The 14,709-nt window shown below is 57.1% G+C and carries 9 protein-coding genes and 4 pseudogenes; 3 read left to right on the top strand and 10 right to left on the bottom strand.

Going from position 1 to position 14,709, the window contains the following annotated elements; translation table 11 throughout:
- Window positions 1–170: 170 nt before the first annotated feature.
- The 5 genes and pseudogenes from RHM58_RS04525 to RHM58_RS04505 all read right to left on the bottom strand — a co-directional run bounded on the left by RHM58_RS04525 (window position 171) and on the right by RHM58_RS04505 (window position 5,113).
- Window positions 171–608, bottom strand: a complete 438-nt coding sequence (locus RHM58_RS04525) for an SMI1/KNR4 family protein (RefSeq protein WP_322269756.1) — start codon at window positions 606–608, stop codon at window positions 171–173.
- 139 nt (window positions 609–747) lie between these two features.
- A complete protein-coding gene (locus tag RHM58_RS04520) occupies window positions 748–957 on the bottom strand; it encodes a hypothetical protein (protein ID WP_242486305.1) in 210 nt (69 codons plus the stop codon).
- Between the two features lie 556 nt (window positions 958–1,513).
- Window positions 1,514–2,598: pseudogene (locus tag RHM58_RS04515) on the bottom strand (Rieske 2Fe-2S domain-containing protein).
- The gene (locus tag RHM58_RS04510; protein ID WP_322269755.1) at window positions 2,583–4,184 is read right to left on the bottom strand and encodes a GH3 family domain-containing protein; all 1,602 of its coding nucleotides are present in this window, start codon (window positions 4,182–4,184) and stop codon (window positions 2,583–2,585) included. Before RHM58_RS04510 ends, RHM58_RS04515 begins: the two are co-directional and overlap by 16 nt.
- Entirely contained in the window at window positions 4,184–5,113 is a 930-nt protein-coding gene (locus RHM58_RS04505) for a fatty acid desaturase family protein (RefSeq protein ID WP_054617154.1), read from the bottom strand. The genes RHM58_RS04510 and RHM58_RS04505 overlap by 1 nt, the downstream gene beginning before the upstream one ends.
- 105 nt (window positions 5,114–5,218) lie before the next feature.
- Between RHM58_RS04505 and RHM58_RS04500 the strand changes: the two genes are divergently transcribed.
- Both RHM58_RS04500 and RHM58_RS04495 read left to right on the top strand, forming a co-directional pair.
- Window positions 5,219–6,097 (top strand): metal-dependent hydrolase, encoded by an 879-nt coding sequence (locus RHM58_RS04500; protein ID WP_201200622.1) that lies wholly within the window; start codon window positions 5,219–5,221, stop codon window positions 6,095–6,097.
- Between the two features lie 14 nt (window positions 6,098–6,111).
- Window positions 6,112–7,005: a hypothetical protein gene (locus tag RHM58_RS04495; protein ID WP_201205132.1), complete on the top strand. Its 894-nt coding sequence runs from the start codon at window positions 6,112–6,114 to the stop codon at window positions 7,003–7,005.
- Here the strand turns inward: RHM58_RS04495 and RHM58_RS04490 are convergent.
- Both RHM58_RS04490 and RHM58_RS04485 read right to left on the bottom strand, forming a co-directional pair.
- Window positions 6,993–8,108: a hypothetical protein gene (locus RHM58_RS04490; protein ID WP_201200624.1), complete on the bottom strand. Its 1,116-nt coding sequence runs from the start codon at window positions 8,106–8,108 to the stop codon at window positions 6,993–6,995. The genes RHM58_RS04495 and RHM58_RS04490 overlap by 13 nt on opposite strands.
- Window positions 8,102–8,760 (bottom strand): annotated as a pseudogene (locus RHM58_RS04485) (hypothetical protein). The gene RHM58_RS04490 and the pseudogene RHM58_RS04485 overlap by 7 nt, the downstream one beginning before the upstream one ends.
- Window positions 8,761–9,003: 243 nt before the next feature.
- Here RHM58_RS04485 and RHM58_RS04480 point away from each other — a divergent pair.
- Window positions 9,004–10,463: pseudogene (locus RHM58_RS04480) on the top strand (fatty acid desaturase).
- A gap of 51 nt (window positions 10,464–10,514) precedes the next feature.
- Here the strand turns inward: RHM58_RS04480 and RHM58_RS04475 are convergent.
- The 3 genes and pseudogenes from RHM58_RS04475 to RHM58_RS04465 all read right to left on the bottom strand — a co-directional run bounded on the left by RHM58_RS04475 (window position 10,515) and on the right by RHM58_RS04465 (window position 14,662).
- Window positions 10,515–10,775 carry a PAAR domain-containing protein gene (locus RHM58_RS04475; protein ID WP_322269754.1) on the bottom strand — a complete coding sequence of 87 codons (261 nt, stop codon included), beginning with the start codon at window positions 10,773–10,775 and terminating at the stop codon, window positions 10,515–10,517.
- 146 nt (window positions 10,776–10,921) lie between these two features.
- On the bottom strand, window positions 10,922–12,514 hold the full coding sequence (locus tag RHM58_RS04470) for a type VI lipase adapter Tla3 domain-containing protein (RefSeq protein ID WP_322270812.1): 1,593 nt from the start codon (window positions 12,512–12,514) through the stop codon (window positions 10,922–10,924).
- A pseudogene (locus RHM58_RS04465) lies at window positions 12,514–14,662 on the bottom strand (effector protein Tle3 domain-containing protein). The gene RHM58_RS04470 and the pseudogene RHM58_RS04465 overlap by 1 nt, the downstream one beginning before the upstream one ends.
- Between the last annotated feature and the right edge of the window lie 47 nt (window positions 14,663–14,709).

Below are 14,709 nucleotides of genomic sequence, written 5' to 3'. Positions count from 1 at the left end.
TGCGAGAGCGCCGTGGAGGTTCGGAAGATGACTTGGCCGGACGCTTACTCAGGAACTGCTGAGAGAATAGGGATGGCAGATCCAACACCTGGGCTGACGCTGATAAATCGCTAGGCGGCTGTGGGCGTACTCCACCTGGACATGTGCAGAGGTCCCTTTACTATTATTTTTTATTCGGCAGGCGGAAGATACCATCTGATAATCTCAAAGAAGCTGTTCCATTTAGGCGAAATTAAACCGGATACAAAGTCTTTCTGTTGTTCTAAGCCGAAGTCCAAAACGCCACCGCTAATCTTGTCGAGCAAGTAACCTCCCTCACTTTGCGAGGAGGTAAAATCTATGTAATTTTTTGGTAGCTCCCACATGCCGTGAATGAATTCGGTCCCTATCAGGATCTGCTCTGTTGGCTCGGATACGTCGCAGATGTATTCGTCAGACACAGAGCTCTGAAAATTAGCAGGTAGATAATTAATATAAATACTATCGAATTCGCAGCCTGGAGAGACTCCAAGCGTTTCAAGGGCGACTATAGCCATGCCCTTGTCAGTTCTATGTATATTGCCAGGCTGGTTTTCTATCAGCCTAACTAAGTCTTTGGGTATCATCATTTACTTTGCTAGAAGTAGGTGGATTTTTTCGATTGTATAAAACTAGCTTGTCCTTTTTTAGCTGGATTGTTTGGGCTTGTGACTTCTAAATTGTCCGCTGAGATTTTTTCAGAGGTGGTACATTATTCATGCTATTTGTTTATAATTTCATGAAGCTGTCACGCTCATTATAATGTTTGATGGCTATTAGTATTTCCTCATTTGTAGCAGATATTTTTTGCTTCAGTGCGTTGAATGTAACATCTTCCAAGAGTTCATCGGTAAACCAAAACTCTAGATTGTTTTGAATGATGTACTTTGGGAAAATTTCTTCGTCGTCATCGGTGATCTCCGAGGATTCATCAAGCACGCAGTCGGTTTCCAGCGTCGCTTGGTCCGATGATCCTTTCCCATAAACACAATAGGTCAGGGTTTTTTCTGTGTTTTTAAAAAATCGATTAAATCAGTTATTTTGATAGTTTCGTTGTATTGCACCGTTAATACTCCAATTATTCTGTTTTGATTTTCCCTCTCGCCCTTCTCTGCCCCACCCCATATATCTCGTCCACCTTTTCCAGTTGGGTGGTATACAGAGTGTTCGCCTGCATGGTCCGCCTCTATGGACAAGCTGCAACAGTCCGGGTTTTTCGTTGTGGTGCCAAGCGTAACCTGTAGGGCTGGCGCTCATGTTTCGCTTTGGATCATCGACCCAAGTTTTGAGCTCGGGGTTTCGGCGATACATATTCTTTCGAAACGCTGGGTCTGTAGGCGCTGATGTGGAATTGCCCCACCTGCTGGGGCAAGACTGCCCCAACTTAAATAAGTAAATACCCAGCACAGAGGGCCACAACCTTGAAGGCTACCTGGGTCAACGACTTCTCGGAAGCTGGGTCAATTCCTCATCAGCGCCAGCAGACCAGGTTCCCTCAGAGCGCAAATCGTATCCGGGATTCACGGCGTTGTGCCGGAGGTAACGCTTCTCCCCGTCTCACGGCGGCCAGTAGCTGATCGACCCCGATGTGCACGGCATCGGCTTGCACGTTGGACGGCTTGAAATTCGTTACATTATCGAGACCTTGCCGGTGCGATTGAATGATTTTCACGTCCTGACGAATAACGATACGGGTGTACAGATGAATGAACGGACGCAACAGGCGTAGTACCCAGCGGGGTAGCCGGAAGCGGTAGGCGATGTAGGTATAGACGCGCGACTGTCGTGAATCGATGGGTGTGATCTGGCTGATGATGAAGAACGCCGAACAGTCGCCCCAGCGGTAGTCGCAGCGCGTGACGTTGGGCGCAAAAAACGATCCGTGTGCACCAATGGCTCGCCGTCGGGGTTACTGAGCCAGTTCAGGAAACCGATCTTGTCTCCGTCATCGTGATATGTCACTTCAACGCTCTGCGCTTTACACGCGAGCGTGGCCTCCATTGTTAGCCCCGTGCTGGATCTGAAGATGCCTTCGTGCACAAACACAGTGTGGGGTACGTCCATGAAGTTCTGCACGAGGCTGCCGACATCTGCCTCGAACGTGTTGATCATGAAATAGGACTGCCAGGGTTTTTCGCCGTAGACCGGTAGCTTGAACACAGGTTTTTCCTGCGGGTTGCCCGTGCCGGTGTAGACCCAGACGAGTCCGTCCTGTTCTTGCACCGCAAAGTGACGCTGGCGGTATCGATACGCGGGCGAAGTCGATGTACACGGCATATCGCCGACGCTGGGGATATGCACCACCTGCCCCTGAGCGTCGTAGCGCCAGCCGTGGTAAGGGCACACCAGGCAATCGTCGGCAATCTTGCCCGCCGATAAGCGCGTTCCGCGGTGCACGCACTGGTCGAGCAACGCTGCTGCCCGTCCGTCACGCTGGCGAAATAGCACCAGGTTCAGGCCCAGAATCTTCGCCCGGTAAGGTTTGTTTTTGCGCAGTTCTTTCTGTGCGCACGCCACATACCATTGTTCGAGGGTGCCATCGTCCGGCGTCTCAAGAAGATTGTTCAAAGGTGCCGACATGAGCTTTCCGTAAGAGCGAGAAGGGCTTCGGCTGTCTCCAGCCGATTGATAAGTGAACGCGGTTTGAAGTCGCCCGCACGGATGCAGCTCAACTCCGCCGCCTGCTGCAATACATGCGCGAGCTGATCAGCACCGCCGTCGAGCAGGCGCACCTGCACAGGTCCCAGTTGCCCGAGTCGGCGTGCCTGGCAGTAATGAAAGGCGTCAGACAGTGCCGCCTCAATCGTCAGCGCCAAGGCACTGGCATCAAGGTTGTGGGATGTCGCAACCAGCGCCGTGTAATGCGGTGGCGACGCGTAGGCATTGGGGATCAGGCAGGCGGCGCCTTTTGTGGCCAGGCAACGGTCGAACAGGTTCTGCACGGTTTGCTCATCGAGTTTTTCTCCAACCAGATCACTGGTTTCCGTGGCACGTCCCACGAACTCGACCCGTGGCGTGGCCCCCGACATGCCGACGACGCGGACCCGATCGCCCAATGCATAGCGGTACAAGCCGCCACCGGTGGTCAGCAGGACCTGCGCCGTTTCTCCCAGGCGTAACGAATGAGCATGGCGCAGGGCGCCGTCTTCGCAGAGAAATTCCAGATAATGGCTGCCGATCGCCAACGGGCATCCAGGCCCGTCGCCGAATGGAACGCTCACGACGCCTTCGGTGGCAAAAAGACTTTTCGGCAGCCACTGCGTTTGCGGAAAACGCACGGCCAGTTGCGTGAAGTAGTGGCGGCTGGGGCCCTCCATCCAGCAACTGACGGCGGCCAGTCGTGGCCATAATTCAGTGCACACTCCTTGGGATCTCGCTCGGCGCAATGCTGACTGGCGCGACGCGGGAAGCGCGGCCTCCAGCCATGCAAACGTCTGCACATGTTCGGGCGTTTCGCCGTCGAACAGTGGCTGCAACAGGCTGGTCAGGAAGGTCGGGCTCCACACACTGATAAAGCTCAGATCGGCATCGGCCAACAATGCGAGGAGGGTCTGTCGGCGCCATTGCGACAACGCACCTCTGAACTCGGGAATCAACAAAGTCCCTGCCAGACCGGCCAGATGACTGCCGTGCAAATACTCCAGATCACTGGCCGAACCGATGCAAATGCCATTGGGGCCCGCCACTGGCATTTGCAAGGGCGGCGACATCGACCAGTAGCTTGATCCGTGGCTGATTCCGGGCACCTGACGATGCATGTCGGCGAGCCACACGGTCAGCGCGCTGTGCATTTCTGCGAGGAAGGCGCGCGTATAGGGAATCGCTTTCTGCAGCGCGCTGTTTCCGCTCGTACGCTCGAAGAACAGCGGCGGGGAGGAGGTCAGAATCGCTTCGGATTCATTTTGCGCGCGCTCGATCCACGGCTGCAGTTGCAAGTAAGTGTGGATCGGTACGTTATCGCGAAACTGCGTCGAGTCATGCAGCCGAGCAAAGTGGTGGGCGCGGCCGAATGCGCAATCACGATTGGCTTCGAGCAGTCGCAGCAATGCCCGCTCTTGCGTCAATTGCGGTTGCTCGAGTTGCGCGAGCCATTGATCGAGCGTGGGCTTGGCGCGTTCCAGGAAGGTCTGCCACAGCGCGCGTTTGACATCCATGTGGGCGCTCATCAGAAGTAAGTCTTGTCCAGTTGCGTCAAGTCATCAGGTAACCGCTGGGGCGGCAGAAAAACCTGCAGCCAGCCATACCAGAGCGGCCGCGTTTCTTTCAGGTTGGAGGCTTCATGCATCTGCTGCCAATGCATGGCCGAGTGCCGATGATGGGTCAGGTTGTAGTTGAAGTTCAAAAACGCCCAGCGCACGAGATGCGGGGCCCGCATGTTATAGGCGCCCTCTACGACATCCAGCGGCGTGCGCATGTGGTACACCCACTGCAGCGACGACCAGGAAAATGCAAAAGCGAGGTAGGCGATGAGCACAACGTGCCACGTCCATCCCAGCAAGAGTCCGATCGATAACCACGCGGCGACGCCGGCAATGACTTCCCGGCGGATGCGTTTGAAGTCGGCGCTGGAGAAATCCTTGAAAGCCGCGGCATAAGTATTGACCTCTGCGGTTTGCGACCACTTGTCCGTGATGCGGGCCGGCAGCACCGGCAATAAAAGGCTGCCGACAAACGCCGCCAGCCAGATACCGCCGAGCACCGCAAAGTAGTACTCGATACGCTTGCGCCACAGCGACTCATCCGCGACCGCGAAGTCGGCCAGTTCTGCGCGTGTGCGATTGCGCACATGATGCCCCAGATGGTTGATATGGATCAGCGTGGCCGAGGCGCCAAAAAGGGTAGAAGCCCACCACATGACGAAGTAGTTAAGTGATTTGCGACTGTGCGCCAAGCCATGAAAGGACTCGTGCATCATCGAGAAGACACCTTGCATGACAAGGCAGAACGGAACGAGCACCAGCCATTTGAGCCAACCCGCATCAGTGTGGGAAAGCCAGGTCAGTGTCGCGCCCCAAAACAGCGTCTGCAGCGCCAGAACACACAGATTGCTCACGTCGAAACGACGCGTTTGCGAAATGTCACTGGAACTGCGCATATGGGCTCCTTGAGAAAGGTCGAGTCAAAAAGTATACCGCCCTAACCGCTTCACTAACGATCAATTGCTGACGCGTCGGGGCAACGAGGAACCGCAGAAAACTTTATGTCGTATTTAAAACGTCTTTTAACTAGACGCTCGCCGGCGAAACCTGTTTGCGCAGATATCCCCCGGCGCAATGTGCGTTTTTCACTCGATGAGCAGACTCCTCGCTATTGGTATCGTGGCTGGCCGCACGTGACGCGCTTTTTCGATGGCCTGTCGATCATGTTTCCACTCGGCGAAAAACTCTTCATCGACAGTGTCGTGTACTTTCGAAAAGCGATCGAAAACGATCCGGCACTGGCCGAAGCCGTTGACGCGTTCGTTTATCAGGAAGCGTCGCATATTCGCGAACATCGTTCGTATAACCAGCAACTCGCGGCACAAGGCGCACCTATCGATGCCCTCGAACAACTGCTGTTGCGCCGTCAGGAGGTGGGCAACAAGTTTTCGCCGGCGATGCGTCTGGCCATGACGGCCAGCCTGGAACATTTCACCGCGATTCTCTCCGATCAACTCCTGCGCAATCCCGCGGTCCTCAAAGGTGCCGATGGAAAGATGGCCATGATATGGCGCTGGCATGCGATCGAAGAAACCGAGCACAAAGCCGTCGCCTTCGACGTACTGTGCTCGGTGGTGCGTAATCCGGTTTGGCGATACCTGATGCGATGCGGGGTCATGCTGATCATGACCGGCTACTTTGCAGTCGATGTCATGTACTTCATTTATCGACTTGCCGGCAATGACGGGCAACGCCGCAACGGGCGCGAGTGGCTGCGTTTGCTCGGCTGGTTATTCGTAAGTCCCGGTCCGCTGACCCGTGTATTTCCGAGATGGCTGGCCTGGTTCATTCCGGGGTTTCATCCCAATCACCTCGATACCCGTGAAGCGCTGGAAGCGGCGCGGCAAACGCTGGACGAGTACGCTGGGCGCACACCATGAGGCGTCTTTCGGCGATAACAGAAGTCTGGATGCCTGAGGGGTTTGACGACTGGCCACTGCATTTTCCGGCAACCGAATTCGCAGCGCCCGAGGCACGTCTGGACTGGACGGAACAATTTATCGCGTCTTGGCACAAGCCCATGCCCAGCCTTCCCCCAGGCACATTGGTGGTACTGGTTGCCGGACTGTTTTCCGAATGGTTGCGCGGCTGTTTTCAGGATTGTGCGCGGACGTTGCGGCACCTGGACTATCCGGTTCTGCGCATGCCCGTGCGTTCATCTCGGGGCGTCATGGCGCAGGGGCGGCATATCAGCAAGGTGCTGACGGCCGAACTCAGGCAGGGGCAACGATTTGTCGTGTTGGCGCACAGCAAGGGTGGCCTTGACGCGCTCGCGGCATTGGCACAGAACAAGGCATTGAGCGAGGCATGTGATGGCGTTGCGCTGGTGCAACCGCCAACAGGTCCGTCGACAGTCATGGATGACGTGTTGGCTGGCAGCGTAGGGCAGTCGAGCATCAACTACCCGTTCGATCGCGTTCGCCGCGTGCTGGCGAAAACCCCCTGGGTGGCCGATGGCGCGCGGGATATCAGCAGTCTGCGCGACCCGCACATTACCCACCTGCTCAAACACCTGCCCGCCGCCGTGCAGTGCGTGCACGTCGTCAGTTGGAGCGCTGTCCCCAGTTCGCGCCTCGATACCCATCACGCCCGCCTCAATGCCCGGCGACCCGGTTGGGCTCATGACGGGCAGTTTTACCTCGAGCATCAACGCATCGAGGGCATGCCGCAGATCTGTCTGCCCCGGCTCGATCATGGTCAACCGGTGCTGGGCGGCGGTGGCTTTGACGCCACACGTTTCTGGCTGACGCTATTGGCTGTCGTGCACGGACGCGCTCAGACGAGATAGATTTCGAAGCCCGGGATGCGCTCGGCGTCCTGCGCCGTCAAAGCCGCGGCATTCCCCACACAGGGCGCCGTGTACAGGTCCATTGGAATGGACACGGCGCGATAGCGCGTCATGGCCATCCAGAGCGGGTCATGGTCATACAGACACAATTGCATCAACGCGTACTGACCGCGAACGCGCATCCACGCAGCATCCAGCAGTGCCGCAAAGATCTGCGGGTCGCGCTGTCGTACGTGCAAGTGGGTCAGGTAAACGTCGCGCAATGCCTCGCCGGGCGCGGCGATGGCAGGGCGCCCCAACAGCGGCGCACAGGTGTTGAACGCGAGGCGAAGGGTCTGGTGCGCCAAGGGCAATGTTTCAAGCACCACCCGTTTGATCCGCCCGGCATCCCAAGGCGCGACACAGCCCAGCAGATTGTCTTGGGCGTCCAGTGCCAGCAGAAATGACGAGAGGCCGAAGTCCGGCCAGGTGTCCAGGCGCCGTGCAAACTGCGCTTCACTGAAAACGCTGCCGAAGGGCTGACCTGCCGATTCGCGGTCGAGAAACGCGCGCAGCGCATCAGCGTGGCACGGCTGCGCTTGTACGATACGCACGTTGTCCAGCGTTCGCGGAGTGCTTCGCCATCCGCGCTGGGCATACACGGCTACGTTGCTGTAGCCCCGCCAGTGCGCAAGCCTGAGAGGATTGGCACGCCGTCCGCTCAGCAGCGACTGCGTGGCGAGACGGTTGTCGCGGATGACACAGCAATAGGCGTGCTGGACACCCGTTTCATCGGCCAGCGTTTCGAGCCTGACTTTGACCTCGGCCATCCACGACACCGACAGACGCCTATCAGGTACCAGCCGCAGATCCCCCAGATAGGCCACGGGCTGAATGTCACCCTGAAGATAACCCTCGCGCACCACCAGGCTGGCAATGCCCTTCAGATCACCGACCTCGTTCTCGGCGAGCCAGGTGCGATGGTCCAAGGCATGACAATGGTGCAGCGCAAAATAGTCAGGCCCACGATCAAAACGCATTGGCAAGCCGCCCTGCATGGCCCGCTGCGCCTGAAAGTCGAGCAGTTGCCGATTGTCCGCAGCGCTGGCCTGGCGGATCAGCATGGTTGTGTGGCGGCAAACAGACGCAGCGCCATCGGCCGCAGGTTGTCGGGGTGCAATTCACACAGACAGACCAGCTCATCGCCCGACGCGTAATGAGGATTTTTCTGGAGAAAATAGGCGACGTTTTCCAGGCGCAGGTGAGGGGCAGGGACTTGTGCCAGTTCCGTCGTCAACCGACCTTGAGGCACTTTGAAAGACAGCACGCCCGTTGCCGAATCATAGGCCTCGCCGAAACGTTCCACTGCAAGATGATCCGCCAACGCCTGCACCGTAGGATCCGTCACCACGCCGGCACGGGGGCGTAATTCAACGCCATGGCGCCCAGATAACGGTAGGTGCGGTGACCCTTGCAGATCAGAAACCAGTACAGGGGCACGTCGGGCTGCTCCTGCCAGATCTCACCGGCCAGGCGCATCCACGCGAATGCCAGTTGCTGGCTGCCCCAGTGTTTGCGGTCAATGATGGTGTCGCCGGAAAAAATCACCCTGATCGGTTGGCCTGACCACGTGCGCTCATACCGTTTGAGGGTGGTGAAACCGACGATGGTTTCATCTGCGCAACGCAATACGATGCAGTGCGTCTTGTCCTGCAAATCCTGATCGAATCGCGGGCGGGAGGTATCGCAGTAGGATGCGGAATAAATCTCGAACATCCGATCGATTTCATGTGGATGCAGATCGCAGCATTCAACGGACGTTGCGCTCAAACGCATGGAGATCCTCGGCATCGCAAGTAAGATGTTTGGAGTTTGGCGAGTTGAAAGGGTCAATGCAACGTAGACTTCCTTTCGTCGCTGCCATTTCAGACGGTGCAAACCTTGAATAACAGAGCAGAAATCGCCGTTCATGGCGGTATGGAAAATTGAGTTTGTTCTGACCCATCAGGCGCCTTATTCATGTCATCCACGTTTGTCAGTCATCACCTTGATACCTCGATCGTGACGCGGCCCTTCAGTTGGCTGGTGATCTACACCGTCGTGACGGGCGCACTGTACTTTCTCGTCACGCACTTCCCGATGGGCGCGGTACGGGTGATTCAACCGACATGGTTTGATGCGCACATTGCTCGACTGCCTTACACCTTGTCGCTGTACCTGAGCTACGTACTGATCATGCCGGCGCTGGTGCTGCTGGGGCGGCGCCGCGAATGGCTGTTGCCGGCCTTTTTGCGGCGGCCGTGGCTTCCGGAACCTGCCTGCTGAGTCACTTGTTCTGGCCGACCATGATCGAGCGCGCGGACAGCACGTCGCAGTGGCTCAATTGGTTCTACCGGATCGACTCACCGTTGGCCGCCTCGCCCAGCGGGCATGTCGCATTGCCGGTGGCCATCAGCGTTGTCCTCGGTTATCTACGCGTTCGTGTGGCATGGCTCTTCAGTCTGTGGAGCGTGGTGCTGGGGATTACCGTGTTGACGACTGGTCAGCACGTGTTGCTCGACGTAGTGTATGGCGCTGCGATTGGCGGGGTGGCGGGCCTGATCACCGTCATGTTGAAGCGGCTGAAGGTGGATCTGCGCACCATCGCTGCGATCCTGCTGGAATGGCTGTGCATTGTCGTGACGTTGCGCATCGCGCTATACGTGGGGGACTGGCGACTGTATGGCGTGGCCTTCGTGGTGATTGCCGCGCGCCAACATGCGCTGTTTATTCTGTACCACGACGCGACGCACTATCACCTGACCCGTCATCGCACTCTAAACGACTTTCTGATCAACCTGGCGATCGGGGTGCCAGGAATGGTCCCGGTGGAATTCTATCGGCCCCTGCACCTCGAACATCATCAACAGACCGGAACCGCGAACGACCCGGAGCGGCGTTTTCTGTATCACCGGCAGCCTTGGGATTTCCGCCCGCTGAGCGGGAAGTTGTTGCTGCGGCAATTGCTCGGGGATCTGTTCTTGATCAACACGCTGCGCAACCTGCGCGCCTACAAGGCGGCGGGCGGAGCATCACCGAAGATGACCCGGCCGGCATTGGCTGCCGGTGTGATCTGGCTCGTCCTTTTATCGTTCATCGCTTGGCAAACGTCCGCCCAGACGCTCTTGTTGATGGTGTTTTTCTGGTTTGTGCCACTGGCCACACTGGGCACCCTGCTGCAGAAAATCCGCAGCATCGCCGAGCACAGTGGCGGACCTGACGTCACCCCCGGTTGGCGGGAATGGACATATGCCTGGAAAGTCGGGTGCGCAGGGCGGTTTTTCATTTGGCCTTATCACATCAATCTGCACCTGCATCATCACCACAGTGCCAACCATCCCTGGCATGTTCTCCCGCGTCTGGTGACGGCGGATGACGCGTTGCTGGACTCACGGACGCTGCCCTCGCTGCTCTGGTCGGGGATGAACAAGAACCGTTGATCCAGCCTGTTTCCCGGGCAGCACCGCTGGCGCAAAGAACGCCCCACGTTTTTAACTTGCAGCTTCACCCTTGGGATCGCTGGCAATCAGGCTGGCGCCGCATGCGGTTTTCATCCCGTGAAGCGCCACCGCGATGCCGCCGACATCCAGCAGGGCGCTGCCCTGCGTAATAGGGAAAACACCTTTGCACAGCGGGCAAACCACCTTATGGCCAACACCGGACATGGGTTTGCCGTTCAGGTCAGTCTGGTTGAAAGCTTCAAGAACGGTTCCACCGTGACTGGTGGAGTCGCCGAGCCGAATGATGTCCATATCTGATCCTTTTCGTGTTACTGACAGACATTCATTTCTCAGCGGCATATGCTTACTGAGGAATGAGTATTTCAGATATAAGAAGCGCAGTTCCAGAGGGCCAAGTGGCACCCTGGAACAGCCAAACACACATGTCTGCGGAGTTTTTACAGTTCATCCACCCAGTTACTGTTCGGCTTCAAGTCGGCCAGGAACTCTTCCAGTGTGTGATCCTGCTGCACGACCGACACTTTGGGTGCCAACGGAGCTGGAGGTGCGGGAGGCGCCTCCTCAGTGCTGGCAGTTTGCGGCATCAACGTGACACCGAAATGATCATTGCCAGCAGGCTTCTTACCAGGCGTTGGTGAGGTCACGGTAATGATCGTTGCTTGGTCCTGGCGGCGCATCGGCATGACCACGCTGGTGTCGGCATTCAGGTAGCTGGCCATGGTTGCCAACGCAATTCCGACAAAGGGCGAGGCCGCGCCGGTATCGCCGAGACGCTGTGTGAGGTCGTAGCTTTCCCGCGACTCCAGCAAGTCGAGCGGGCTGTTGGCCGCTCTGAGGGCCGGCAACAGTTCGGCCAGCGGCGTGGTGTTCAGGCCGCCATCGAAGAACACTCGGGACGGTTTCGGAGTGAGTCCATCCGTGGCGTTTTTCCAGCCTTCGGCCAGTTTGACGGTCAAAGCCTCGCGCTTCAGGCGCTCGCCAGTATCCGGTCGTTGCAGTGACACCGTCACCGGCCGGTGCAACTTGGCCAGCACCGGCAGCGCATCCCACTGCTCGAAAGCACGTTGGGTCCAAGGTTGAGGAAGAAACTCCGACGGCTGGAACTCCACCGCAGGTTTGCGCCAGCCCCAACCGGTGAACGCAGGATCGATCTTGTTCTCGTTGACCTTGGCGAACTGGGCGTAGTAACGCAGCCATTCAACGCGTTCGGGGCGGCCGACGACCAAGGCAACCATCGAGTCGGTAAGTTCGCCAGGTTGTCGAGGGCCCGATCCCGCCCCAAGTGACTTCAAAGAAACATCCTTGCTCAATAATGCCGCCGCCATATTGATGCCTTCATTTACGTATACCAACATCGCAGGAAGGTCGGGATTACGCTCGAATATCTGGAACAGCGATTCCAGTAAATCTTCGGGGGTATCACTACAAACGATGCCGTCCTGCAAATTACGAATGCGATGCCAATGCAGCCCCGCAGGTCCTCGCATGTCGTTGACCATTACAGACAAGCTTTCTTGGGTTCTTTCAGGCGTAAAGCGCAGGTTCGGTGTTTTGGGATTCCAGCCACGAACCACGGTGATAGTGGGGATCGGCCACTTTTCCAGGAAGTCCCGTAATCCCAACTCCAAGGCGTCCTCCTCCCTTTTTTCATAGGCCATGTCCTTGTCATCCGCAGTTATCGGGTACTTCTTCGGGTCCATGGGCAGGATGCTGCCAACGTGCAAGGCTTCTGACTGTTTTGCATTCTGTTCTTGCAAGGTTTGCCAGGTCTGCCCTTGGCGGAATACGTCGAGGCTCATTCCGATGCTGAGCACATCCAGAGTTTCCAGACGGGGCGATGTGGTTGGGGCGCGGTAACGAGCATCAACAGGCATGGTGGCGGCCTCCTTGGCCGACGAGGTATAGGCAGTCACGGACGTGGCCGGGCTGGCAAAGCAACGGCTAGCCGTCAGTGGATGTTCAGCCGCCTGAGCCAGAGGGCTGGTCAGCAAAAGGCCGGAAATGGACAAGTACGCAAGGAGGTGGCGCATCAAATGGGCCCGCCAAAACGAATTGACTTGCCTAGCTTGCTCCCGCCCCATGTCTGTGTGGCAACCAGGGAGGGCAAGTTGGTAGAGCCCACGATGGCTGGCAGTGTGCCGCCCGTACGATACGTCACTGTGGAATCGATCAAATTGCGATTTTTGCTGTCCTCTTGAAGATAAAATGTCTCCACTACTTCGTCTGGGAGGTCAGCGTCAACATCACTCTGACTATTTGCTCCCCCTCGGGTTTTCCTCCAATTCAACCGCCAGTCCGCCACACGGCAGAGATAGGCGTAGAAGGTCGCATCATCGACACTTTCGCCCGCACCAATGGCCACATCATAAGCCAGCACCCTCCGGCTGTGCTCCGGGTTGTTCGGAATGGCGGAGTGGAAAGACTGAGCCTCTTGATACTCGCGTTGTAGGCGCAGGCGTGCCTCGTAGGGTGTCTCTCCGCGTGTGATCAGGACCATGCCATTACCTTGTGCTCGAACCACAAACACATGGGAGGTCTTCTGGGATGCGTCTTTGTCTTCGTTGCGCGCCTGTTTCACACTGTCTGTATCACGCCCATATTTGAAAGCTATCTTCTCGTCCATGGTTTCCTGGCGAGCATTTTTCGCCTCCTTGGGACGCCAGCCGTTATTACTCACGCCGATGGAGGCGTCGATAGGGTCCAGTTTGTCCTTGATCTGGTAAACCCCACTCTTTGAATCCTCCCCCGGCGCTGTAATGGAGCCGTCAGCGCTAAAGTCCGCCTCCGTCGGCACTGGCAACAGGGAGGCTGTCAGCATAACGCTAGCACCCTGTGGTAAAGAGGCGCGGCTGCTATGATCCATTAGCCCGAAACCGGTGTCTTCCCAGGTTTCCTCCCCTCAAGAAGCAAAGGATAGGCATAAGGAGGGACATGTAAGCCGATTTTTTCCTTCTCGCCACCGCGTTTACGCACAGTGAATATGCGCTGATGGAAAAGATGCGGAAGTACCTTGCGTGCAGGTACGCCTTCGATCTCGTCCCCAATACCCTGCCAACCGATACCCTGGACGTTGCCAAGGCCCACGGTCTGGTCCTGGGGAGTGAAATAAAGATAGGTGCAGCCGCGATTGTCTCGCTCGTCGAACGAGATTTTCTCTCCGCCGATGTTGGCTTGAGACGACGAGCTACCGGTCCAACCCAGCCCACCAATGGCGCCATAACCCTGGCAGTTTTTGAGCGTGACGCTCGACAGCGCCGGATTGGAGTTCGGGTTGCCAGAGATGAATTGCAATATGCCGTTGAGGGTGGCAATACGCGCTCCTGTCGTCTGTTGCCCCAGCCATTTCTGGGCCTTTTCGTTGTTCGGCTGGTACAAACTATAAGGTGAGTTGATCATGACGACCCCGTCAACCGGACGTTCACCTTCATCCTTGAGGAAAGCATGGGCCAGCAGGGTGAGCAGCGTGCCCTGACTGTGACCTACCACGTTGACCGTATCGTTCGGATAACGCTTGCGAATAATTTTGATCAACATCGCCAGGCGCAGGGCGGCCAGTACCATATAGCGACGGTTAGTGGCTGAGTACAGCGGGTGGGTCAGGTTGCCACCAATAAAATTGAGGGGAAGGATGCCGAACGGATAGCCGTTGAAACCCTCGCCCCACATGTCAGGCAAGTTGGTGGTGGCATTGGCGAACTGACCGCCTTCCTTGGTGCCGGTCTTATCCAGACGGTTGCCGTTTCGGTCTTCCCACTGTCCATGAGCTTTGGTTTTATTGATCTTCTCCTCTTCCTCCCGAAACCCCCAATAAAATGGAATAACCACACTGCGCGGTTGGCAGCCGTTGCTGGATGCACCGAAGTTGCGCCGGTAGTACACGGCGTCAGGGTTTGTTGCCTTGCCGTCATCGTCAGCGGGCAGGCTGTACGTGGCCGGCATCAGAAAGCCCGGATTGTTCGCGCCGTTGGGCAGAGTGCGTGGCATATCCAGGCGCTCGTTCAATCCCTGGCACAGGCCACGCTCGACGCGTTCGTAGCAACCGGCCATGTCGTTGACGCCATGTACGACGATAGTCACGCAGGGCTTGGGTGGCGGCGGGATGAGGTGTACGTCGCCACCGCTGGGCATGGTGATCGATTGGGCGGAACAGATTTTTTCGTCTGGACGGCGTCATTCATCGTGCATTTCCTCCTTGAAGTGTTACCCCGTTGGTCTCGACGCGTGG

This window comes from Pseudomonas sp. 10S4 (assembly GCF_034344865.1).
In the GTDB taxonomy this organism is placed as follows: Bacteria; Pseudomonadota; Gammaproteobacteria; order Pseudomonadales; family Pseudomonadaceae; genus Aquipseudomonas.
The sequence above is the reverse complement of the archived record's forward strand: the minus strand, read 5'-3'. Positions and strand labels throughout refer to the sequence as shown.